Here is a 19,469-nt window from a genome sequence, read left to right as displayed (position 1 = left end):
CGGCCGGGCATCAGGTCGAGCCGCGGCGTGCCTTATTCGTTCTTCTCGTCATTCCTGCGCCGCGAGCGCAAAGCCGAACCGATGCAGAAGCCCCCATCGCGGCAGCGTCCCGCTGTCGCGCTCGATACCCTGCAACTCGATCTGCCGTTCGAGCATGCGCCCGCCTATTCGGGCGCGCCGTCCGCAGGCGGTCCCGCGCCGTTGCGTGGCGACATTCCGCATGCCGAACCCGCGCCCGTCCTTACACCCACCGCACCGCCTGCACCGCTGCCGGAAGGCGTGCGCCTGCGACGCATCACGCTCAAGGCGGGCACGCTCGATTACCGGCTGAAGCGCTCGTCGCGGCGCACGATCGGGTTCTGCATCGACGGCACCGGCCTCGCCATCACCGCGCCGCGCTGGGTGACGATCGCCGATATCGAAACCGCGATCCTCGACAAGCAGACCTGGATCGTCAACAAGATCACCGAATGGCAGACGCGGGTCGAACAGCGCGCGCTGCCGCGCATCGAATGGAAGGACGGCGCGGAGTTTCCGTATCTCGGCAAGACCATTCGCGTGGCGCTTGGCGCGGCCGCGTCGCTGTCCTTCAATGACGCGACCAACCTGCTCTCGCTGCCGCTGCCCGCGAACGCGGATGCGCAGCAGATCAAGGACCGCGTGCAGGGCTGGCTGCAATCGGAAGCGAAGCGCATCTTCGGCGAGCGGCTCCTGGTGTACGCGGCGAAGCTCGGCGTCGAGTATCGGGCGTATGCGCTGTCCTCGGCGGCGACGCGCTGGGGCAGTTGTTCGAGCGACGGCAAGATCCGACTCAACTGGCGGCTGATTCACTTTCCGCTGTCGATCATCGACTACGTGGTCGCGCACGAACTCGCGCATCTGCGCGAGATGAACCATAGCCCGCGTTTCTGGCAGACGGTCGAGTCGATCTTCCCGGAGTTCCGCGAAGCGCGGCACACACTCAAGCATCATCCGCCGGACTTGCTGCCGGCGCTTTGAGGGCTCAGGCACGGCTGCGGCGCCGACGGTACAATTTCATCCGCATCCCGCCGCAGGCGCACCGGGCCTCGCCCGAACACAATCGCGCCGCGCGGGCATCTCCCCCACAACAGGACCCCATCATGCGACTCCTTCACACGATGCTGCGCGTCGGCGACCTGCAGCGTTCGATCGATTTCTACACGCGCATTCTCGGCATGCATGTGCTGCGTCAAAGCGAAAACACCGAGTACAAGTACACGCTCGCCTTCGTCGGCTACGGTCCCGAGAGCGAACACAGCGTGCTCGAACTGACCTACAACTGGGGCACCGAGAAATACGACCTGGGCACGGCGTATGGCCATATCGCGCTCGAAGTCGACAGTGCCGCCGATGCCTGCGAACGCATCCGCCAGGCGGGCGGCAAGGTCACGCGCGAAGCCGGTCCCGTCAAGGGCGGCACGACCGTGATTGCGTTCGTCGAAGATCCGGACGGCTACAAGGTCGAGTTGATCGAAAAGCATTCCTGATGCAGGCATGACCCCACGCGCCGCAGGTTCGCTGCGGCGCGGCTCCCTCGCCTCCCTTGCCTCCCTCGCCTATTTCCACGGGCACGTCCCGGCCTTTCAGTGGTCTCGCCCGTTCGCTGGCACAATCGACGCTCCAAATCAGTGCATGACCGTTGCGCGTGTTGCGCCGGCCGTGTGCCCCACCGTCAACGAGCCAGCCGATGAGCACCCCTTCCTTCACCGCGCGTCGCCCGCTGGACGCCACCGCCGTCATCACGATGATCGTGCTGTGCGGCGCGTGGGGTTTCCAGCAGGTCGCGATCAAGGAGGCGAACGCGTCGATTCCGCCGCTGTTGCAAGCCGGGATCCGTTCGCTGATCGCCACCGTGTTGCTCTGGATCTGGACCCGCACACGCGGCGTGCCGCTGTTCAAGCGCGACGACACCCTGACCGCCGGCCTGCTCGCCGGCCTGCTGTTCGGCGGCGAGTTCGTCTGCATCTTCTTCGGTTTGAGTCTCACCAATGCCACGCGCATGGCCGTGTTCCTGTACACCGCGCCGTGCTTCACTGCGCTCGGCCTGCACTGGTTCGTCGCGGGCGAGCGGCTCGCGCGTGCGCAGTGGTGCGGCATCTTCCTGGCGTTTTGCGGCATTGCGCTCGCCTTCGCGGACGGCTTCCTGCATGGTCATCCGCCAGGCGGGTCCGTCATGCAAGGCGTCGCGGGCGATGCGCTCGGCGTGCTCGGCGGCATCCTGTGGGCCGCGACGACGGTGCTCATTCGCGCGTCCTCGCTGTCGCACGCGAGCGCGAGCAAGACGCTGTTCTATCAGCTGGCGGTGTCGGCGGTGCTGTTGCTCGCGCTGGCAGTCGGCGCGGGACAGACGCAAGTGGGCACGGTGTCGCCGCTTGCTCTCGCGAGTCTCGCGTATCAGGCGGTGATCGTCTCGTTCATCAGCTATCTGACGTGGTTCTGGCTGCTGACACGCTATCTGGCGTCGCGCTTGTCCGTGTTTTCGTTTCTCACGCCGATCTTCGGCGTGGGCTTTGCCGTGCTGCTGCTGGGCGAGCACGTCAGCGTGCGGTTCATGACCGCCGCCGCGATGGTGCTCGCAGGCATCGCGCTGGTGAACCGGCCGGCGCGGCGGCGCGCCTGACGAAGCGCGCACTCACTCGGGCGCGGTGGCGCGGATCGTCACCATGTCGTGATCGATTTCATCGTGAGTGACGGGAAGGTGCAGGTGTTCAGCCGGGATCGGCTCGACCGGATAGCCGTGTTTCTCCCACGCGTCCAGCCCGCCCTTCAAGGGCCGCACATGCCGGAAGCCCTTGTCGCGCAACTGCCGGGCGATGATCTTCGCCGTCGCCTCGTTCGGACACACGCAGTACACGACCACCTCGTGCTCCGCATAGAGCTGATCGGCGCGATCCGGTGAATCGAGGTCCAGCGCGACCGCCCCGGCAATCCGGTACGGCTCCTTGCGACGCACTTCCGGCGGGCGCGCGTCGTAGATCACGGGCGGCAAGGCGGAGCGCATCATCTCGTCGAGCTGGCCGGGCGTGATGTGATACTTCTCGAGCCACTGGCGGAACTGCACGCGCCGGATCCAGCGATACAGCAAAAAGCCGAGCGCCAGCATCGCCAGGATGTCGATGACCGTGGTGCCGTTGGCGCGCACCAGCAGAATGAGCCGGCCGATCTGCTCCTGAAGCGCCGCGCCGCCAAGCATCCAGAAACTCGCCCACGCGGTCGCGCCGATCAGATCCCACAGCACGAAGACCCGAATCTCGATCTGCGTGGTGCCGAGCAGTGGCGCGGACACGAGCCCGAGCCCCGGCACGAACTTCGACAGCGCCAGCAGCGGCACACCGAAGCGCTCGAACCAGCGGCGCGCGGTGCGCAGCGTCGAGTCGATCGACAGGGAGAAGCGCACCAGCGAGTTGAGGAAGCGCCGGCCATACAGACGGCCGGCGGCGAACCACAAGGAATCGGCGATCAGCACGGCGAGCACCGCGGCCAGCAGCATTTGCCAGAACGACGCCGCGCCGGAGGCGACGAGCGTGCCTGCGAGGATGAGCATCGGCGCGGCGGGGACCGGCACGCCGAGTTGCGTCGCGAGGACGCTGACGAAGACGGCCCACGCGCCCCACGACGTTGCAAGCGAGGTCGGGACGTGCGGCATGTTGGTTTCTCGAAAAAGCTTCTTCTTGCGCGACAAGTAACGCGATGAGCGGTACCGGCGCAAAGGGTTACACTTTATCTCGATCCCGGCAAACCCGCCCAATGGGTCCGTCCGGCATCGGCAGATCTCTCTATATGCGGGCGAAGAGACGCCAGGCAAGGGAACAGGGAGCATCGACATGCAACCGACCATCCAGCCCTTCCACGACGCCGCCACGGGCACGATGACCTACGTCGTGTTCGAGCGGCCAGGTTCGGCCGCGGCGATCATCGATTCCGTGCTCGACTACGACCCGAAGGCCGCGCGCACCTCCACACGCTCGGCCGATGCCGTCATCGCTTTCGTACGCGCGCAGCGGCTCGCAATCGAGTGGATTCTCGAAACCCACGCGCACGCGGATCATCTGTCGGCTGCGCCTTATCTGAAGCGGCGGCTTGGCGGCAAGATCGGCATCGGCGAGTCCATCCGGACGGTGCAGCACGTGTTCAGGAAGATCTTCGATCTCGAGCCGGCCTTCCGGCTCGACGGCTCCCAGTTCGACCATCTCTTCACCGATGGCGAGCGTTTCGCCATCGGCGCGCTTGCCGCTGACGCGCTCTTCGTGCCCGGCCACACGCCCGCCGACATGGCGTACCGGATAGGCGATGCGGTGTTCGTCGGCGATACGCTCTTCATGCCGGACGCCGGCACGGCACGCTGCGACTTTCCGGGCGGCGACGCGCGCACGCTGTATGGCTCGATCGGACGCCTGCTGGCGCTGCCGCCCGACACATCGCTGTTCGTCTGCCACGACTATCCGCCCGATTCGCGCGCCGCCCAATGGCAGGCGACCGTGCGCGAACAGCGTGAACGCAATATTCATGTGGGTGGGGGCAAGGGCGAAGCCGAGTTCGTCGCCATGCGCGAGGCCCGCGATGCGACGCTCGGCATGCCGACGCTCTTCCTTCCCGCGATTCAGGTCAACATACGTGCTGGGCGGTTTCCGGATCCGTCCGGCAATGGCACGACCTATCTGAAGATTCCGCTCAATACACTTTGAGGGCGCCTTATGCCTCGATCCGCCCGCGCGTCACGCCGAGCAGATCCGCCATCGCGCGGCGGGCAGCGGCGGCATCCCGGGCGACGATTGCATCGAACACGGCGGTGTGTTCCGCGAGCGACGCGTTGAACACCTCCGCCCGCTTTGCATTGAGGCGCAACTGACCTTCGAGTGTCCGCTCGATCAGCGCGCCGAGGGGAATCAGCAGTTCGTTGCTGCACGCAGCCAGCACGCACAGGTGAAACTCGAGGTCGGCACGGACCCACTCGTCCATGTTCTGCGCGTCGACCATGGCCTGGTGCGCCCGAGTGAGACACGCGAGGGTGCCGTCGTCGTGATTGTCGGCGGCGAGCGCGGCCGCGTACGGCTCGATCATCTCGCGCATTTCCTGCAACTTGAGCGCGAACTGGAACGGCGGCGCCACGCGCGAGTACCAGTCGAGCATGTCCGTATCGAGCAGGTTCCACGCATGCCGTGCGCGCACGCGCGTGCCTACCTTCGGTCGCGACTCGACCAGCCCTTTCGATGTCAGCGTGCGCAGCGCTTCGCGCAGCACGGTGCGGCTGACATCGAAACGCTCCATCAATTCCGCCTCGCGCGGCAAGGCTGCCCCGGGCGCGATGTCGCCGCGCAGAATTGCCAGGCCCAGTTCATGGGCGACGCGGCCATGCAGATCTCGATGAATGACGGCCTCCAATTGAGTTCTGGCAGGATTATCCAGTATTTGTCTGATGTGCCAACTGCTTTGCGCTGCCGCTAAATAATACTATTAATATGCTCAGTGAGCCGGTTTTTGCTACCATGCGACATCCCTCTGGAGACGCTCTATGAAAATCACGAAACTCGAGACCTTCATCGTTCCGCCGCGCTGGTGCTTCCTCAAGATCGAAACCGACGAAGGCATCACTGGCTGGGGTGAACCCGTCGTCGAAGGCCGCGCGCATACAGTGGCCGCCGCCGTGGACGAACTGTCGGACTATCTGGTCGGCCGTGATCCACGCCATATCGAGGACTTGTGGCAGGTGATGTACCGCTCGGGCTTCTATCGCGGCGGGCCGATCGGGATGAGTGCGATCGCAGGCGTGGATCAGGCGCTGTGGGACATCCTGGGCAAGTTTCACGGCGTGCCGGTGCATGCGCTGCTCGGTGGCCAGGTGCGCGACAGGATCAAGGTGTACTCGTGGATTGGCGGCGACCGTCCGAGCGATGTCGCGAACAACGCGCGCGCCGTGGTCGAACGCGGCTTCAAGGCAGTGAAGATGAACGGCTCGGAAGAGCTGCAGATCATCGACACCTTCGACAAGGTGCAGGGCGTCATCGACAACGTGCGCGCGGTGCGTGAGGCGGTGGGTCCGAACGTGGGCATCGGCGTGGACTTCCACGGCCGCGTGCACAAGCCGATGGCCAAGGTGCTCGCGAAGGAACTCGACCCTTTCAAGCTGATGTTCATCGAGGAGCCGGTGCTGTCGGAGAACGTCGAGGCGCTGCGCGACATCGTCAACCAGACCAGCACGCCGATCGCGCTCGGCGAGCGGCTCTATTCGCGCTGGGACTTCAAGCACATCCTGGCGGGCGGTTACGTGGACATCATCCAGCCGGACGCGTCGCATGCGGGCGGTCTCAGCGAATGCCGCAAGATCGCGACCATGGCCGAAGCCTACGATGTCGCGCTCGCGCTTCATTGCCCGCTCGGGCCGATTGCGCTCGCGACCTGCCTGCAAATCGACGCCGTCAGCTATAACGCGTTCATCCAGGAACAGAGCCTCGGCATTCACTACAACAAGGGCAACGACCTGCTCGACTACATCAAGAATCCTGAAGTCTTCAAGTACGACGACGGCATGGTGTCGATTCCGCAGGGACCGGGCCTCGGGATCGAGGTGAACGAGGAGAAGGTGCGCGAGATGGCGAAGGTTGGCCATCGCTGGCGCAATCCGGTGTGGCGTCACGCGGATGGCAGTGTGGCCGAGTGGTAATCTTTTTGCTGTAAGCGGGCGGCGTCAGTGTTTGAGCGTCGCCTCTAACGCGCCGCGCAGCGCGTTACTGATGAGCAAAGCTTCGGCGCGCTTCAGGTCGGCTGGCGTCAGCGTGCGTTCAGCCGCGCCGAGTTCTTCCATCAACACCGCGCGCATCACGCCGGGCAATACGCCTGCGTCGATGGGCGGCGTCCACCATGCGCCGTCCAGACGGACGAACACGCTGGTCCGGCCGCCTTCGGTCAGTTCGCCGCGTTCGTTGCAGAACAGCATGTCGAACGCGCCTTCCGCTTCGGCGGCCTTCCACGCGCGGTCGTAGTCGGCCCGGTGCGTGGTCTTGTGGCGCAATAGCGGATCGGCCGATGCACGCGGCGCAAAACCACGCTCGGACGCGAGCAGCACGGTGACGCCGGGCGTCGGCAGGCCGCCGAGCGGCGCGCTCGTGAGCGCAAACTGCCCGCGCTTGTCGAGTGCGATCCGCAAGCGGTACGGCGTGTCTTCCTCGAAGCCGGCGCAGTGTTGCGTGACGTGCGCGGTCAGCGCGGCCTCGTCGAACGGGAAGCCCAGGCTGGCAGCACTGCCCTTCAACCGCGCGATGTGCCGGGCGACATGACGTACGCCTTCGGCGCGGGTCGCATACGTGGTTTCGAAGAGCTCGAAACCCGGATCGGCGCCGGTCAGGAAGTGCGCTTTCAATAGACACTCCTGGTATTCGTCGGCGGCGACGCTGTCGAGCACAATGCCCGCGCCGATCCCCATTACACCGCGCTGTTGCGCGGCATCGACGACGAGCGTGCGGATCGCGACCGACAGACGGCAGTCGCCGTTCGCATCCAGCCAGCCGATCGCGCCGGTGTAAAGACCGCGCGGCGAAGTCTCGATCTCGTCGATCAACTGCATCGTCCGATACTTCGGCGCCCCGGTGATCGAGCCGCACGGGAACAGCGCGCGCATCAGGCCGGCGAAGGTCGTGCCGGGAATCGCGCGGGCCTCGACGGTCGAGGTCATCTGCCACAAGGACCCATAGGGCTCGACGGAAAACAACGCCGGCACGTGCACCGAACCCGTAACCGCGACGCGCGACATGTCGTTGCGCAGCAGGTCGACGATCATCACGTTCTCGGCGCGGTTCTTCGGGTCGTTGCTGAGTGCGTCCGGAGGGGTGTCCCGCGGCGCGGTGCCTTTCATCGGCCGCGTACGCAGCTGTTCGCCCTGCTTCTCGAAAAACAGTTCCGGCGAACACGACACCACTGACCTGCCGTCGGGCAGCGCGATCAACGCGCCGTAGTGCACGGCCTGGCGCTCCCGCAAACGCCGATACAGCGCGAGCGGTGAGCCAAACACAGCGAAATTCAGGCGAAACGTGTAGTTGATCTGATAGGACTCGCCTTCGCGCAACGCCTGCTGCACGGCGGCGATGGCGGTGTCGAATTCGGCGCGCGTGACGCTCGGCTCGATTTCCGCGATACCCGCCACCGAAGGCTGCGCGTTCCCGGCGTCCTGCGACGCGAGCCACGCGCTCGCTTCATCGCGCGAGAGCGGCTGACAGGCGTGGAACATCAGCACCCGCAACGCCTGGTCTTCGCGACGGGCGCTGCGTTTGAACTGCAGATTGCGACCGAACTCGTAATCCGCGACCACCACTGCATGCAGTCCCGCTTGCAGGTCGCGTTCGATTTCGCCGCACACGGCGTCGAGCGCATGCGGGTCCACACACGTGCGCTCATGCGCGAAATCGGTGTACAGACGACTCGACCGCCGTTGGGCGGTCGAGTCGTGATCGTCGAGCAGCGCGAATATCGCGCTGCGCTCCTCGGTCTTCATGACAGTGCTCGCGCTTGCGTCGATCGCGTCAGTCAAAGAAGCTCTTCACGCGGTCGAACCAGCTCTTGCTTTGCGGACTATGCCGCGCGCCGCCTTCCACCAGCGACTTCTCGAACTGCTTCAGCAGATCGCGTTGCTGCTCCGTGAGCTTGACCGGCGTTTCCACCTGCACATGCACATACAGATCGCCCGCGATGCTCGAACGCAAACCCTTGATGCCCTTGCCGCGCAGACGGAACGTCTTGCCCGACTGCGTACCTTCCGGCACCGTGAAGCTGGCGCGCCCGGCGAGCGTCGGCACTTCGATCTCGCCGCCCAATGCCGCCGTGGTGAACGGAATGGGCATCTGGCAATGGAGGTCGTCACCGTCGCGCTCGAACACCGAGTGCTGCTTGATGTGGATTTCCACATACAGGTCGCCGCTCGGACCGCCGTTGATGCCCGGCTCGCCGTTGCCCGCCGACCGGATGCGCATGCCGTCGTCGATGCCCGCCGGAATCTTCACTTCCAGCGTCTTGGTTTCCTTCACCTTGCCCTGACCGTGACAGTTCGTGCACGGCTCGGGGACGTACGTGCCGGTGCCATGGCACTTCGGGCACGTCTGCTGGATGCTGAAAAAGCCCTGCGACATGCGCACCTGGCCCTGACCATGACACGTCGGGCAGGTTTCGGGCTTGGTGCCCGGCTTCGCGCCCGAGCCGTGGCAAACGTTGCAGTTGGCCCAACTCGGCACGCGAATCTGCGTGTCGTAGCCGTGCGCCGCCTGCTCCAGCGTGATTTCCATGCTGTAGCGCAAGTCCGCGCCGCGATACACCTGCGGGCCGGCGCGCCCACGGGCGCCGCCTGCGCCGCCGCCCGCGGCCTGACCGAAGATGTCGCCGAAGATGTCGCCGAAGGCGTCCGCGAAACCGCCGAAGCCCTGCGCACCCGCACCCGCCATGTTCGGATCCACGCCCGCATGACCGTACTGGTCATAGGCGGCGCGCTTCTGCTGGTCGGAGAGCATTTCGTAGGCCTCTTTGACCTCCTTGAAACTCTCTTCCGACTTCTTGTTGTCCGGATTGCGGTCAGGGTGATACTTCATCGCGAGCTTGCGATATGCCTTCTTGATCTCGTCGTCGCTCGCGTTTTTCGCGACGCCCAGAACCTCGTAGTAATCCCGTTTCGCCATATCGGTTCAATGCCGCCGCGCTGAAGCGGCAGTTCCTGTCAGATGCCCGGACCGCCAGGCCCGCGCTTTGAAACTTTCGCGCCGTGCTCGAACGCGCCGAATGAGGCCTCGAGCATGACACGCTGAAAAAACAACGTGCCCGGGGAGCCGCAAGGCCCGCCAGGCGCGTTACACGTCAGACGCGTCCCGCGTCCCGGTCAAACCACCGCGGGCGCGGGACGTTGCCATCCTCGCGCCCTTGCGGCTTAGTCCTTCTTCACTTCCTTGAAGTCGGCGTCGACGACGTCGTCGTGCTGCTGGCTCGCGCCCGCATCCGCCGACGCGCCCGCTGCACCCGCCGCACCGGCTGCCGCAGCCGCGGCGCCTTGCTGCGCCTGCATGTCGGCGTACATCTTTTCGCCGAGCTTCTGCGATGCCGTAGCCAGCGCCTCGACCTTCGCTTCGAGCGCGGTCTTGTCGGCGGCGTTGTCCTTCAACGCGTCTTCAAGATCCTTCAACGCGGCTTCGATTTTTTCCTTCTCCGACGCGTCCACCTTGTCGCCGTACTCGGCGACAGCCTTCTTCGTGCTGTGAACCAGCGCGTCGCCCTGATTGCGCACGTCGGCCAGTTCACGCAGCTTGCGGTCTTCGTCGGCGTTGGCTTCGGCGTCCTTCACCATATGGTCGATCTCGGCGTCTGTCAGGCCTGAGTTCGCCTTGATGGTGACCTTGTTTTCCTTGCCGGTTGCCTTGTCTTTCGCGCCGACGTGCAGGATGCCGTTCGCGTCGATGTCGAAGGTCACTTCGATCTGCGGCGTCCCGCGCGGCGCCGGCGGGATGCCTTCGAGATTGAATTCGCCGAGCAGCTTGTTGCCCGCGGCCATTTCACGCTCGCCCTGGAACACCTTGATGGTCACGGCGCCCTGGTTGTCATCCGCCGTCGAATACACTTGCGCGTGCTTCGTCGGGATCGTGGTGTTCTTGTTGATCATCTTCGTCATGACGCCGCCGAGCGTTTCGATGCCCAGCGAAAGCGGCGTGACGTCGAGCAGCAGCACGTCCTTGCGGTCGCCCGACAGAACCTGGCCTTGAATGGCCGCGCCAACCGCCACGGCTTCGTCCGGGTTCACGTCACGGCGCGGATCCTTGCCGAAGAACTCCTTCACCTTTTCCTGCACCTTCGGCATGCGCGTCATGCCGCCGACGAGAATCACGTCGTCGATTTCGCCGACCTTCACGCCCGCGTCCTTGATGGCGATGCGGCACGGTTCGATCGTGCGCTCGATCAGCTCTTCGACGAGCGCTTCGAGCTTGGCGCGGGTGAACTTGAGGTTCAAGTGCTTCGGACCCGACGCATCCGCCGTGATGTACGGCAGGTTGATGTCGGTCTGCGCCGTGGACGACAGTTCGATCTTGGCCTTTTCAGCCGCTTCCTTCAGGCGTTGCAGCGCGAGCACGTCCTTCGAGAGGTCGACGCCCTGCTCTTTCTTGAACTCGCCGATGATGTAGTCGATGATGCGCTGGTCGAAGTCTTCACCGCCGAGGAACGTGTCGCCGTTGGTGGAGAGCACTTCGAACTGCTTCTCGCCGTCCACGTCCGCGATTTCAATGATGGAAATGTCGAACGTGCCGCCGCCCAGGTCGAACACGGCGATCTTGCGGTCGCCCTTTTCGGCCTTGTCGAGACCGAAGGCGAGCGCGGCTGCCGTCGGTTCGTTGATGATGCGCTTGACTTCCAGGCCGGCGATGCGGCCCGCGTCCTTGGTGGCCTGGCGCTGGCTGTCGTTGAAGTACGCCGGAACCGTGATGACGGCTTCCGTCACCGGCTCGCCGAGGTAGTCTTCAGCGGTCTTTTTCATCTTGCGCAGCACTTCCGCCGACACCTGCGACGGCGCGAGATTCTTGCCGTGCGCTTCGACCCAGGCGTCGCCGTTGTCGTGCTTGACGATCTTGTAGGGCATCAGGTTGATGTCCTTCTGCACTTCCTTCTCTTCGAAACGGCGGCCGATCAGGCGCTTGACCGCATACAGCGTGTTGCGCGGATTGGTGACCGACTGACGCTTCGCCGGCGCGCCGACGAGGATTTCGTTGTCGTCGAGATACGCGATGATCGACGGCGTGGTGCGCGCGCCTTCCGAGTTCTCGATGACCTTGACCTGATTGCCTTCCATCAGCGCCACGCACGAATTCGTGGTGCCGAGGTCGATGCCGATGATTTTGCCCATTTTTTATACTCTCCTAGCTTTGATCGCAGTGGCGTTGCGGCGGCCGGGTGGATCGCCTGATGCCGGCGGATTCGCTGGCTGATTCGCCGAGTTACCGGGCCGAACGCCCAAAATTCATACCTGTACGCAAGATAAGAGCGCCAGTTTCGATTTCAAGACCCTGGAACCGATGCGGTCTATAGTTTTTTTGCGAAGCGGCAGGCGGCTCCTTGTTTGCACGGCAACTGGCCGGAGCAAACCGTCCATCCATGCCGCACGCCGACCGATCGAGCGCGGCTTACTTGGGGGCCGCGACGGTCACGAGCGCCGGACGCAGCACGCGGTCCGCGATCACATAGCCCTTCTGCAGCACCGAAACGACCGTATTGGCCTCCTGCTCGGCGGGCACCATCGAAATAGCCTGATGTCGATGCGGATCGAACTTCTCGCCAACCGGATTCAACGCCACGACACGGCCCTTTTCGAGCGCGCCCGTGAGTTGCTTGAGCGTCAGTTCGACGCCCTCGCGCACCTTGGCCAAGTCGCTCGACTGGTCGGCCAGCGCGGCTTCCAGACTGTCCAGCACCGGCAGCAGGTTCTCCGCGAAGCTTTCGATCGCGAATTTATGCGCCTTCGACACATCGTCCTGGCTGCGGCGACGGACGTTTTCCGTTTCCGCCTTCGCGCGCAGGAAGTCTTCCTTCAGCGCGACGATGGTGGCCTGCGCCTCGGCAAGCGCGTTGTCGGACGCATCCGGCGCGGGCTGCGCGGCAGCCGTTGCGTTGGGCTGTGCAGGCTGCGCCGTTTCGGCTGCCGGCTGGCCAGGATTGGCATCGGCGGACTGGCGCGCGGTTTCGTCGGCGGGCGTGGGGTTCTGGCTCGCTGAATTCTCTTGCGTGTTTTCCATGTCGCTGAATGTGTATTGCTGTGAGTTGAATCGGATAGGAAAACGGCGCATTGGCGCTGTTTTCCGCACTAGTCGCGGAAGTTGGGGCGTCAGGGACATTTTCAAGCCACGGCCACGAACTTTTCGGACGAATTTCAGCGCGTAGACGATGCGCTGACGACTGAAACGAGCGGTAATGCGCGTTTTGCCGCACTGCGCAGAATGAGATTGAGGGAAAGCCCTCAGTCTCCTACACTCCAGAGGAGCACCGCAGGAAGCACGTTAACCCTAATCCTACGAATGCTTCAAACCGCTGTTTCAGATCGCTTGCTTCAGATCGCTTGCTTCAAATCGCTTTCGGCCTTTGCCCGTTTCCTGACCCTGCCCCGTAGCGCCTGCACGCGCCTCGCGGCTGGGAAAACCCATTACCGGGGGTACCATGAAACTGACCTTTGCTATCGCGGTGGTCGCCCTGGTACTCGTCGCGGGCACCACCACCATCTGCATGTCAGGCGCGGTCACTGACCGCACCACCGAATACGGCGGCGTTCACGCCACCATGGAACGCTACTTCAATCCGAACCAGAAAGTTTGTCGATGACGCGCCGGTCGCGTTTCGTCGGCCTGCCCTGCAGCTGGGCGGCCGGCTCGCGGAAGGTCCGGCGCCGTTCGGCTTCGGCCATGCGTTGCGCGCGTCCGTCCTCCGTCTCGGCATAGAGCCGCTGCGCCACGCTGGCCGGGCCCCGCACGTCGCACACGCCCAGCACCTCGACCTGCCAGACGATGCGTTCGATGTCGATCTCGACGAGATCGCCTACACGCACTTCCTTCGACGGCTTCACGCCCGCGCCGCCGATCTTCACGCGGCCCTTCTCCACCGCATCGCTCGCGAGCGAACGCGTCTTGAAAAAGCGCGCCGCCCATAGCCATTTGTCGATGCGCAGCCGTGCGCCGGGTTCCGTCGAAATGGTGTAGTTCATCGCTGCCTGCTGGTTGAAGCCGGGTTCACGCGACCGCGCTGAGCGGCTGCGCGGCCTGCACGGGCCATCCTTGCAGATGCTGCGCCGCGATTTCGCCGATGCCCTTGATCCACGCGGGCGACGCGTTCAGGCAAGGAATCCGGTGAAAGTGCTTGCCGCCGGCCTTCAGGAACTCGTCGCGCACCTCGATGCCGATTTCCTCCACGGTCTCCAGACAATCCGCCGTGAAACCGGGGCAAAACACGTCGACACGCGTCACGCCGCCCGCGCCCAGTTCCGCGAGCGTGGGCGCGGTGTAGGGCTGCAGCCACTCCGCGCGGCCGAAGCGCGACTGGAAGGTCACGCGACACTCGACCGGCGTGAGCCCGAGCGCGGCGGTGAGCAGCGAGCCGGTCTGCTGGCATTGATCGTGATACGGATCGCCGAGGTCCATGGTGCGCTTCGGCACGCCGTGGAAGCTCAGCACCAGTTTGTCGCCGGCCGCGAAATCCGGCGCGCCGTGATGCCGCCAGTAGTCGCGCACCTGCTCGGCCAGCGCCGCGATATACGCGGGATGATCCGCGTAGTGGCGCACCGTGCGGATCTCGGGCTGATTGCGCACGCGCTTCAGGGCGGCAAAGGCGTCGTCGAAAGCGGTGGCCGTGGTGGAGGACGAATATTGCGGATACATGGGCAGGAGCAGGATGCGCTCCGCGCCTTCGAGCTTGAGCTGATTCAGCATGGCGCCGATACCCGGAGTTCCGTAGCGCATCGCATAGTCGACGATCACGCGATAGTCGTTCGCCGCGAACAGCCGCCGCAATCCTTCCACCTGCTTCTCGGTATGCACCCGCAGCGGCGAACCTTCCGGCATCCACACCTGCGCATACTTGCGGGCCGAGGCGCGCCCGCGCAGCGGCAGGATCAACACACGCAGGATGATTTGCCAGATCAGCGATGGAATCTCCACCACGCGCGGGTCCGAGAGGAACTGCGCCAGATACTTGCGCACGGCCCGCGGCGTGGGCGCGTCCGGCGTGCCGAGATTGATCAGCAGCACCGCGACGCGATGTGAAGCGCTGGGCTGCGAGGGCAACTCGAGGTCGAAACGCATAGTGGAGGCAGGCCGGAAACGGTGTCTAAAAGGTGAGGACCATTATAGCGGCGTGTTTTCGGCCCCAACATTGGCCGAATGGCCGAGTGGCGCCGCCCGTCGACACCCGTCAAGATGAGCGCAATGAGAACGTCACTGATGACTGAGCGACATCGAGAGCAGCCGCGCGGTGATATCCACGATCGGGATCACGCGGTTGTAGGCCATGCGCGTCGGACCAATCACGCCGAGGGTGCCCACAATTTTCCCGTTCACTTCATACGGCGCGGTGACCACGCTCATTTCCTCGATCGGCACGAGAGTCGACTCGCCGCCAATGAAGATCTGCACGCCCTGGGCGTGGCTGGACACATCGAGCAGTTGCAGCAGCGAGGTCTTCTGGTCGAACAGGTCGAAGAGCTTGCGCATCCGCGCCATGTCGGAGGAGAGGTCGGCCACCTCCAGCAAGTTGCGCTCGCCGGAAATGAGCACGGTGTCCATGGGATCCGTCTCGGCGGTGCTCGCCACCACGGCCGCCTGCATCAGCGAGGCCATGTCGCCGCGCAGCTGGTCGATTTCCTCGCGCAGCCGGCGGCGCACTTCGTCGAAGGACAGGCCCGCGAAATGCGCGTTGATGTAGTTGGAGGCTTCGGTGAGCTGGGACGGCGAGTAATCGCGCTGGGTCGCCATCATGCGATTCTGCACGTCGCCTTCCGGCGTCACGATGATGAGCAGAATGCGTTTGTCCGACAGCCGCATGAACTCGATCTGCTTGAACATGTGGCTGCGGCGCGGCGTCAGCACGACGCCTGCGAACGAAGACAGGCTGGACAGCACGCTCGCCGCGGCCGCGACGATCTTCTGCGGTTCCTCGCCTTGCAAGCGGGTCTTCACCGCGGTTGTCATCGCTTCGTCTTGCGGGGCTTCCACAGTCAGCATCGTGTCGACGAACAGGCGGTAGCCGCGCGGTGTGGGAATGCGTCCCGCCGAGGTATGCGGACTCGCCACGAGGCCCAGGTCCTCGAGGTCGGACATCACATTGCGAATTGTGGCGGGGCTCAGCTCCAGGCCGGAGTGCCGTGATAACGTGCGCGAACCGACCGGCTGACCTTCGGCGATGTAGCGCTCGATCAGCGTCTTGAGGAGGGTTTGTGCACGTGGGTCTAGCATGGCCGGATTTTAGCTCAACGAGGCGGGTGGCGGCGCGCCGCGGCTCATGGGTAGCGTTGGGGGTGGTGTCGGCGTTCCACGAACGTCACGAACGTCACGAACGTCACGTTGCATCGCGTTGCATCGCCTTCAACGTCCGCTCCATTCTAGCGAGAAACAACGGGCGTGCTCGCGCCAGCTTCGCCCAGGCTCGTGCGAGCGCTTGCGGCGCGGGTCCTGCGGTTCTTTTCGCTCACTGACTATGGTGTAATGCCGGCATGGAAATCGGTCAATTCAAGACGGTCGCCCTCGTCGGGCGCCCCAATACGCCAGGCATCGAGCCGCCGCTGAGAGCGCTCGCCGACGTCCTTGCGCAGCAAGGCTTCGAAGTCGTGTTCGAGGCGGGCACCGCGAAGGAAGTCGGCGTGACGGAATTCCCGGCGCTCTCCATCGCCGAGATGGGCGCCCGTGCGGACGTCGCCATCGTGCTCGGCGGCGACGGCACGATGCTCGGCATCGGCCGCCAGCTCGCGCCGTACCGGACACCGCTCATCGGCGTGAATCACGGGCGGCTCGGCTTCATCACGGACATTCCGCTCAAGGAAATGAGCGAGATCATCCCGCAAATGCTTGCCGGGCAGTTCGAGCGCGAGGAACGCACGCTGCTCGAAGCGCGCATCGTGCGAAACGACAAGCCCATCTATCACGCGCTCGCCTTCAATGACGTCGTCGTGAACCGCAGCGGCTTCTCCGGCATGGCCGAGTTGCGCGTCTCGGTGGACGGGCACTTCATGTATAACCAGCGCTCGGACGGCCTGATCGTCGCAACGCCTACCGGCTCGACCGCCTACGCGCTGTCGTCGGCGGGACCGATCCTGCACCCGCAGTTGCAAGGCTTCGTGCTCGTGCCGATCGCGCCGCATTCGCTGTCGAACCGTCCGATCGTGCTGCCTGACGACTCCAAGGTCACCATCCAGATCATCGGCGGTCGGGACGTGAACGTGAACTTCGACATGCAGTCCTTCACCGCTGTCGAGCTGAACGACGCCATCGAGGTCCGCCGCTCGAAGCATACGGTGCCGGTGCTGCATCCGGTCGGCTACAGTACCTACGCGACGCTGCGCAAGAAGCTGCACTGGAACGAGCATCCGTCACAGGACGCATCCACGCTCTGAGCCGCTTCGCCCGACCCTCATTCGCCAGCCCCTCATTCGCCAGACTCTCTTCCGCGAAGCATCCATGCTCCGACACCTCTCCATTCGAGACTTCGTCATCGTCGCCGCGCTCGACATCGAGTTCGACTCCGGCTTCACGGTCTTTTCGGGCGAAACCGGCGCCGGCAAATCCATCCTGATCGACGCCCTCGCGCTCACGCTCGGCGCGCGCGGCGACGCGGGCGTCGTGCGCACCGGGCAGGCGCGCGCCGACATCACCGCCGAGTTCTCCACGCATGCGCTGGTCGTCACCTGGCTGGAGGAGCACGCGCTCGGCGAAACGGGTGCCGACACGGTCATGTTGCGGCGGGTGATCGATTCGAACGGCCGCTCGCGCGCGTTCATCAACGGCACGCCCGCGACGCTCGCGCAACTGCGCGAAGTGGGCGAAATGCTGGTCGATATCCACGGCCAGCACGCGCATCAATTGCTGATGCGTCCCGACGCGCAACGCGAACTCTTCGACACCCACGCGCAGTTGCTGGAAACGGCCGGCGCGGTGAATCGCGCGTGGCGTGCCTGGCGCGACGCCCAGCAGGCGCTGGAGAGCGCGCAAAGCCGCGATCGCGAACTGCAACTGGAACGCGAACGCCTTGCGTGGCAGTTGAGCGAATTCGACAAGCTCGCGCCGCAGCCGGGCGAATGGGAAGAAGTGAGCGCGGAACAGCACCGGCTGTCGCATTCGGCGAGTCTCATCGACGGCGTGCAGGGTGCGCTCGGCGCGCTGTCCGAGTCTGACGAAGCGATGATCTCTCAACTCGGCGCGATCACGTCGAAGCTGCGCGGCCTCGCGGATATCGATCCGGCGCTGAGCGACGTGCTCGCGTCGCTCGAACCGGCCGAGATCCAGTTGCAGGAGGCGGCTTATTCGCTGTCGCATTATGCGCAGCGGCTCGAACTCGATCCCGAGCGGCTGGCGCAAGTGGATCGGCGCATGGATCAGCTGCACTCCACCGCGCGCAAGTTCCGTCTTCAGCCGGAGAACCTGCCTGAAGAGCATGAAGCGCGCCGCCGCCAGCTGGCCGACCTCGACGCGGCGGGTGACCTCGACGCGCTCGCCGCCGCCGCCGAGAAGGCGCGCGGCGTCTATCTCGAACAGGCGAAGGCGTTGTCGAAGGCGCGCACGAAGGCGGCAAAGAACCTGTCGAAAGCGGTCACCGAGGGCATGCAGGAACTGTCGATGGCAGGCGGCAGCTTCGAGGTGACGCTCGTCCCGCTCGCGGAAGGCGGCGCCAACGGTCTGGAGCAAATCGAGTTTCGTGTCGCGGGTCATGCGGGGGTCGCGCTCAGGCCGCTTGCGAAGGTGGCATCGGGCGGCGAGCTTGCGCGCATCAGCCTCGCGCTGGCCGTCATCGCCAGTACCGCGAGCCCGACGCCCACGCTCATCTTCGACGAAGTGGACACCGGCATCGGCGGCGGCGTGGCGGAAGTGGTCGGGCGTCTGCTGCATCAGCTCGGACAACACCGTCAGGTGTTGTGCGTCACGCACCTGCCGCAAGTCGCGGCGCGTGGCGACCAGCATTTCCAGGTGGCCAAGGCTGCCGACGACACCGGCGGCACCGTCAGCACGGTGACGCCGCTGGACAAGCCGAAGCGCATCGAGGAAGTGGCGCGCATGCTCGGCGGTCTGGAGATCACCGCGACCACGCGCAAGCATGCGAAGGAAATGCTCGCGGCCTGAGCCAACGGCGCGGCTCTGACGCCGCGCGTTCAGATCGCGGGCTCAGATTGCCAACTCAGAGAGCCAATTCAGAAATCTCGCTCGGAAACCCAATTCAGAAAGCCCGCTCAGAAGGCCACCTCGGTAGGCACGTCACCGCGACACGCGCAAGCATGCGAAGGACAAGCTCGCGGCCTGAGCGGGCGACGCGACTCTGAAGCCGCGCGTTCAGATTGCTGGCTCAGATCGCCAACTCAGAGAGCCAATTCAGAATCTCGCTCAGAAGGCCACCTCCGGGGGCCCGTCACCGCGACCACGCGCAAGCATGCGAAGGAAATGCTCGCGGCCTGAGCCAACGGCGCGGCTCTGATGCCGCGCGTTCAGATTGCCAAATCCGATCGCTAACTCAGAGAGCCGACTCAAAAAGCCCGCTTGGAAGGCCAATTCAAAAAGCCCGATCAGAAGGCCACCTCGGTAGGCCCGTCACCGCGACACGCGCAAGCATGCGAAGGAAAAGCTCGCGGCCTGAGCCAACGGCGCGGCTCTGACGCCGCGCGTTCAGATTGCCAAATCCGATCGCTAACTCAGAGAGCCGACTCAAAAAGCCCGCTTGGAAGGCCAATTCAAAAAGCCCGATCAGAAGGCCAC

The 19,469-nt window shown here is 64.6% G+C and carries 18 protein-coding genes; 8 read left to right on the top strand and 10 right to left on the bottom strand.

Annotated elements, in window-relative coordinates; translation table 11 throughout:
• Positions 1-81 precede the first annotated feature (81 nt).
• The 3 genes from QCE88_RS03555 (at position 82) to QCE88_RS03545 (ending at position 2,641) form a co-directional block, all read left to right on the top strand.
• On the top strand, positions 82-999 hold the full coding sequence (locus tag QCE88_RS03555; RefSeq protein ID WP_309903369.1) for a SprT family zinc-dependent metalloprotease: 918 nt from the start codon (positions 82-84) through the stop codon (positions 997-999).
• 122 nt (positions 1,000-1,121) lie between these two features.
• Positions 1,122-1,508, top strand: a complete 387-nt coding sequence (gloA, locus tag QCE88_RS03550; protein ID WP_309899225.1) for a lactoylglutathione lyase — start codon at positions 1,122-1,124, stop codon at positions 1,506-1,508.
• 200 nt (positions 1,509-1,708) lie between these two features.
• Positions 1,709-2,641 (top strand): DMT family transporter, encoded by a 933-nt coding sequence (locus tag QCE88_RS03545; RefSeq protein ID WP_309899223.1) that lies wholly within the window; start codon positions 1,709-1,711, stop codon positions 2,639-2,641.
• Between the two features lie 12 nt (positions 2,642-2,653).
• On the opposite strand, the gene QCE88_RS03540 is transcribed toward QCE88_RS03545, so the two are convergent.
• Positions 2,654-3,667: a DedA family protein/thiosulfate sulfurtransferase GlpE gene (locus tag QCE88_RS03540; protein ID WP_309899221.1), complete on the bottom strand. Its 1,014-nt coding sequence runs from the start codon at positions 3,665-3,667 to the stop codon at positions 2,654-2,656.
• A 178-nt stretch (positions 3,668-3,845) separates the two neighbouring features.
• On the opposite strand from QCE88_RS03540, the gene QCE88_RS03535 reads away from it, so the two are divergent.
• Positions 3,846-4,706 carry an MBL fold metallo-hydrolase gene (locus QCE88_RS03535; protein WP_309899219.1) on the top strand — a complete coding sequence of 287 codons (861 nt, stop codon included), beginning with the start codon at positions 3,846-3,848 and terminating at the stop codon, positions 4,704-4,706.
• A 7-nt stretch (positions 4,707-4,713) separates the two neighbouring features.
• On the opposite strand, the gene QCE88_RS03530 is transcribed toward QCE88_RS03535, so the two are convergent.
• A complete protein-coding gene (locus QCE88_RS03530) occupies positions 4,714-5,403 on the bottom strand; it encodes an FCD domain-containing protein (protein ID WP_309899217.1) in 690 nt (229 codons plus the stop codon).
• Between the two features lie 130 nt (positions 5,404-5,533).
• On the opposite strand from QCE88_RS03530, the gene dgoD reads away from it, so the two are divergent.
• Entirely contained in the window at positions 5,534-6,682 is a 1,149-nt protein-coding gene (gene dgoD / locus QCE88_RS03525) for a galactonate dehydratase (protein ID WP_309899215.1), read from the top strand.
• Positions 6,683-6,706: 24 nt separating this feature from the next.
• Here the strand turns inward: dgoD and pabB are convergent, their stop codons facing one another.
• The 4 genes from pabB to grpE all read right to left on the bottom strand — a co-directional run bounded on the left by pabB (position 6,707) and on the right by grpE (position 12,767).
• Positions 6,707-8,506, bottom strand: a complete 1,800-nt coding sequence (gene pabB, locus QCE88_RS03520) for an aminodeoxychorismate synthase component I (RefSeq protein ID WP_309899213.1) — start codon at positions 8,504-8,506, stop codon at positions 6,707-6,709.
• Between the two features lie 28 nt (positions 8,507-8,534).
• Positions 8,535-9,677: a molecular chaperone DnaJ gene (dnaJ, locus tag QCE88_RS03515; protein ID WP_309899211.1), complete on the bottom strand. Its 1,143-nt coding sequence runs from the start codon at positions 9,675-9,677 to the stop codon at positions 8,535-8,537.
• A gap of 245 nt (positions 9,678-9,922) precedes the next feature.
• The gene (gene dnaK / locus QCE88_RS03510) at positions 9,923-11,881 is read right to left on the bottom strand and encodes a molecular chaperone DnaK (RefSeq protein ID WP_309899209.1); all 1,959 of its coding nucleotides are present in this window, start codon (positions 11,879-11,881) and stop codon (positions 9,923-9,925) included.
• A gap of 277 nt (positions 11,882-12,158) precedes the next feature.
• Entirely contained in the window at positions 12,159-12,767 is a 609-nt protein-coding gene (grpE, locus tag QCE88_RS03505) for a nucleotide exchange factor GrpE (RefSeq protein ID WP_309899207.1), read from the bottom strand.
• A 418-nt stretch (positions 12,768-13,185) separates the two neighbouring features.
• Here grpE and QCE88_RS03500 point away from each other — a divergent pair, with 418 nt between their 5' ends.
• Positions 13,186-13,347 (top strand): hypothetical protein, encoded by a 162-nt coding sequence (locus QCE88_RS03500; RefSeq protein ID WP_309807266.1) that lies wholly within the window; start codon positions 13,186-13,188, stop codon positions 13,345-13,347.
• On the opposite strand, the gene QCE88_RS03495 is transcribed toward QCE88_RS03500, so the two are convergent.
• From QCE88_RS03495 to hrcA, 3 genes are all read right to left on the bottom strand, one after another.
• The gene (locus QCE88_RS03495) at positions 13,319-13,726 is read right to left on the bottom strand and encodes an RNA-binding S4 domain-containing protein (RefSeq protein ID WP_309899205.1); all 408 of its coding nucleotides are present in this window, start codon (positions 13,724-13,726) and stop codon (positions 13,319-13,321) included. The genes QCE88_RS03500 and QCE88_RS03495 overlap by 29 nt on opposite strands.
• A 25-nt stretch (positions 13,727-13,751) precedes the next feature.
• Positions 13,752-14,819: a ferrochelatase gene (hemH, locus tag QCE88_RS03490; protein WP_309899203.1), complete on the bottom strand. Its 1,068-nt coding sequence runs from the start codon at positions 14,817-14,819 to the stop codon at positions 13,752-13,754.
• Between the two features lie 132 nt (positions 14,820-14,951).
• Complete coding sequence (hrcA, locus tag QCE88_RS03485; RefSeq protein WP_309899201.1) at positions 14,952-15,968, bottom strand: heat-inducible transcriptional repressor HrcA; 1,017 nt, start codon at positions 15,966-15,968, stop codon at positions 14,952-14,954.
• Positions 15,969-16,225: 257 nt separating this feature from the next.
• Here hrcA and QCE88_RS03480 point away from each other — a divergent pair, with 257 nt between their 5' ends.
• Together QCE88_RS03480 and recN are read left to right on the top strand one after the other, a co-directional pair.
• On the top strand, positions 16,226-17,122 hold the full coding sequence (locus QCE88_RS03480; RefSeq protein ID WP_309899199.1) for an NAD kinase: 897 nt from the start codon (positions 16,226-16,228) through the stop codon (positions 17,120-17,122).
• A gap of 64 nt (positions 17,123-17,186) precedes the next feature.
• Entirely contained in the window at positions 17,187-18,842 is a 1,656-nt protein-coding gene (gene recN, locus QCE88_RS03475; RefSeq protein ID WP_309899197.1) for a DNA repair protein RecN, read from the top strand.
• Positions 18,843-19,266: 424 nt separating this feature from the next.
• Here the strand turns inward: recN and QCE88_RS03470 are convergent.
• The coding region (locus QCE88_RS03470; protein ID WP_309899195.1) for a hypothetical protein at positions 19,267-19,469 on the bottom strand (203 nt) is incomplete at its 5' end.

Source organism: Caballeronia sp. LZ035, from assembly GCF_031451175.1.
GTDB lineage: Bacteria > Pseudomonadota > Gammaproteobacteria > Burkholderiales > Burkholderiaceae > Caballeronia.
This window is presented reverse-complemented; position numbering and strand designations above follow the sequence as displayed.

What these genes read in the sequence shown, in the direction of transcription:
- hrcA (WP_309899201.1), bottom strand. Translation starts at nt 15,968, where the DNA reads ATGCTAGACCCACGTGCACAAACCCTCCTCAAGACGCTGATCGAGCGC.
- grpE (WP_309899207.1), bottom strand. Translation starts at nt 12,767, where the DNA reads ATGGAAAACACGCAAGAGAATTCAGCGAGCCAGAACCCCACGCCCGCC.
- dnaJ (WP_309899211.1), bottom strand. Translation starts at nt 9,677, where the DNA reads ATGGCGAAACGGGATTACTACGAGGTTCTGGGCGTCGCGAAAAACGCG.
- dgoD (WP_309899215.1), top strand. Translation starts at nt 5,534, where the DNA reads ATGAAAATCACGAAACTCGAGACCTTCATCGTTCCGCCGCGCTGGTGC.
- QCE88_RS03540 (WP_309899221.1), bottom strand. Translation starts at nt 3,667, where the DNA reads ATGCCGCACGTCCCGACCTCGCTTGCAACGTCGTGGGGCGCGTGGGCC.
- QCE88_RS03480 (WP_309899199.1), top strand. Translation starts at nt 16,226, where the DNA reads ATGGAAATCGGTCAATTCAAGACGGTCGCCCTCGTCGGGCGCCCCAAT.
- QCE88_RS03495 (WP_309899205.1), bottom strand. Translation starts at nt 13,726, where the DNA reads ATGAACTACACCATTTCGACGGAACCCGGCGCACGGCTGCGCATCGAC.
- QCE88_RS03555 (WP_309903369.1), top strand. Translation starts at nt 82, where the DNA reads ATGCAGAAGCCCCCATCGCGGCAGCGTCCCGCTGTCGCGCTCGATACC.
- dnaK (WP_309899209.1), bottom strand. Translation starts at nt 11,881, where the DNA reads ATGGGCAAAATCATCGGCATCGACCTCGGCACCACGAATTCGTGCGTG.
- pabB (WP_309899213.1), bottom strand. Translation starts at nt 8,506, where the DNA reads ATGAAGACCGAGGAGCGCAGCGCGATATTCGCGCTGCTCGACGATCAC.
- recN (WP_309899197.1), top strand. Translation starts at nt 17,187, where the DNA reads ATGCTCCGACACCTCTCCATTCGAGACTTCGTCATCGTCGCCGCGCTC.
- hemH (WP_309899203.1), bottom strand. Translation starts at nt 14,819, where the DNA reads ATGCGTTTCGACCTCGAGTTGCCCTCGCAGCCCAGCGCTTCACATCGC.
- gloA (WP_309899225.1), top strand. Translation starts at nt 1,122, where the DNA reads ATGCGACTCCTTCACACGATGCTGCGCGTCGGCGACCTGCAGCGTTCG.
- QCE88_RS03545 (WP_309899223.1), top strand. Translation starts at nt 1,709, where the DNA reads ATGAGCACCCCTTCCTTCACCGCGCGTCGCCCGCTGGACGCCACCGCC.
- QCE88_RS03535 (WP_309899219.1), top strand. Translation starts at nt 3,846, where the DNA reads ATGCAACCGACCATCCAGCCCTTCCACGACGCCGCCACGGGCACGATG.
- QCE88_RS03500 (WP_309807266.1), top strand. Translation starts at nt 13,186, where the DNA reads ATGAAACTGACCTTTGCTATCGCGGTGGTCGCCCTGGTACTCGTCGCG.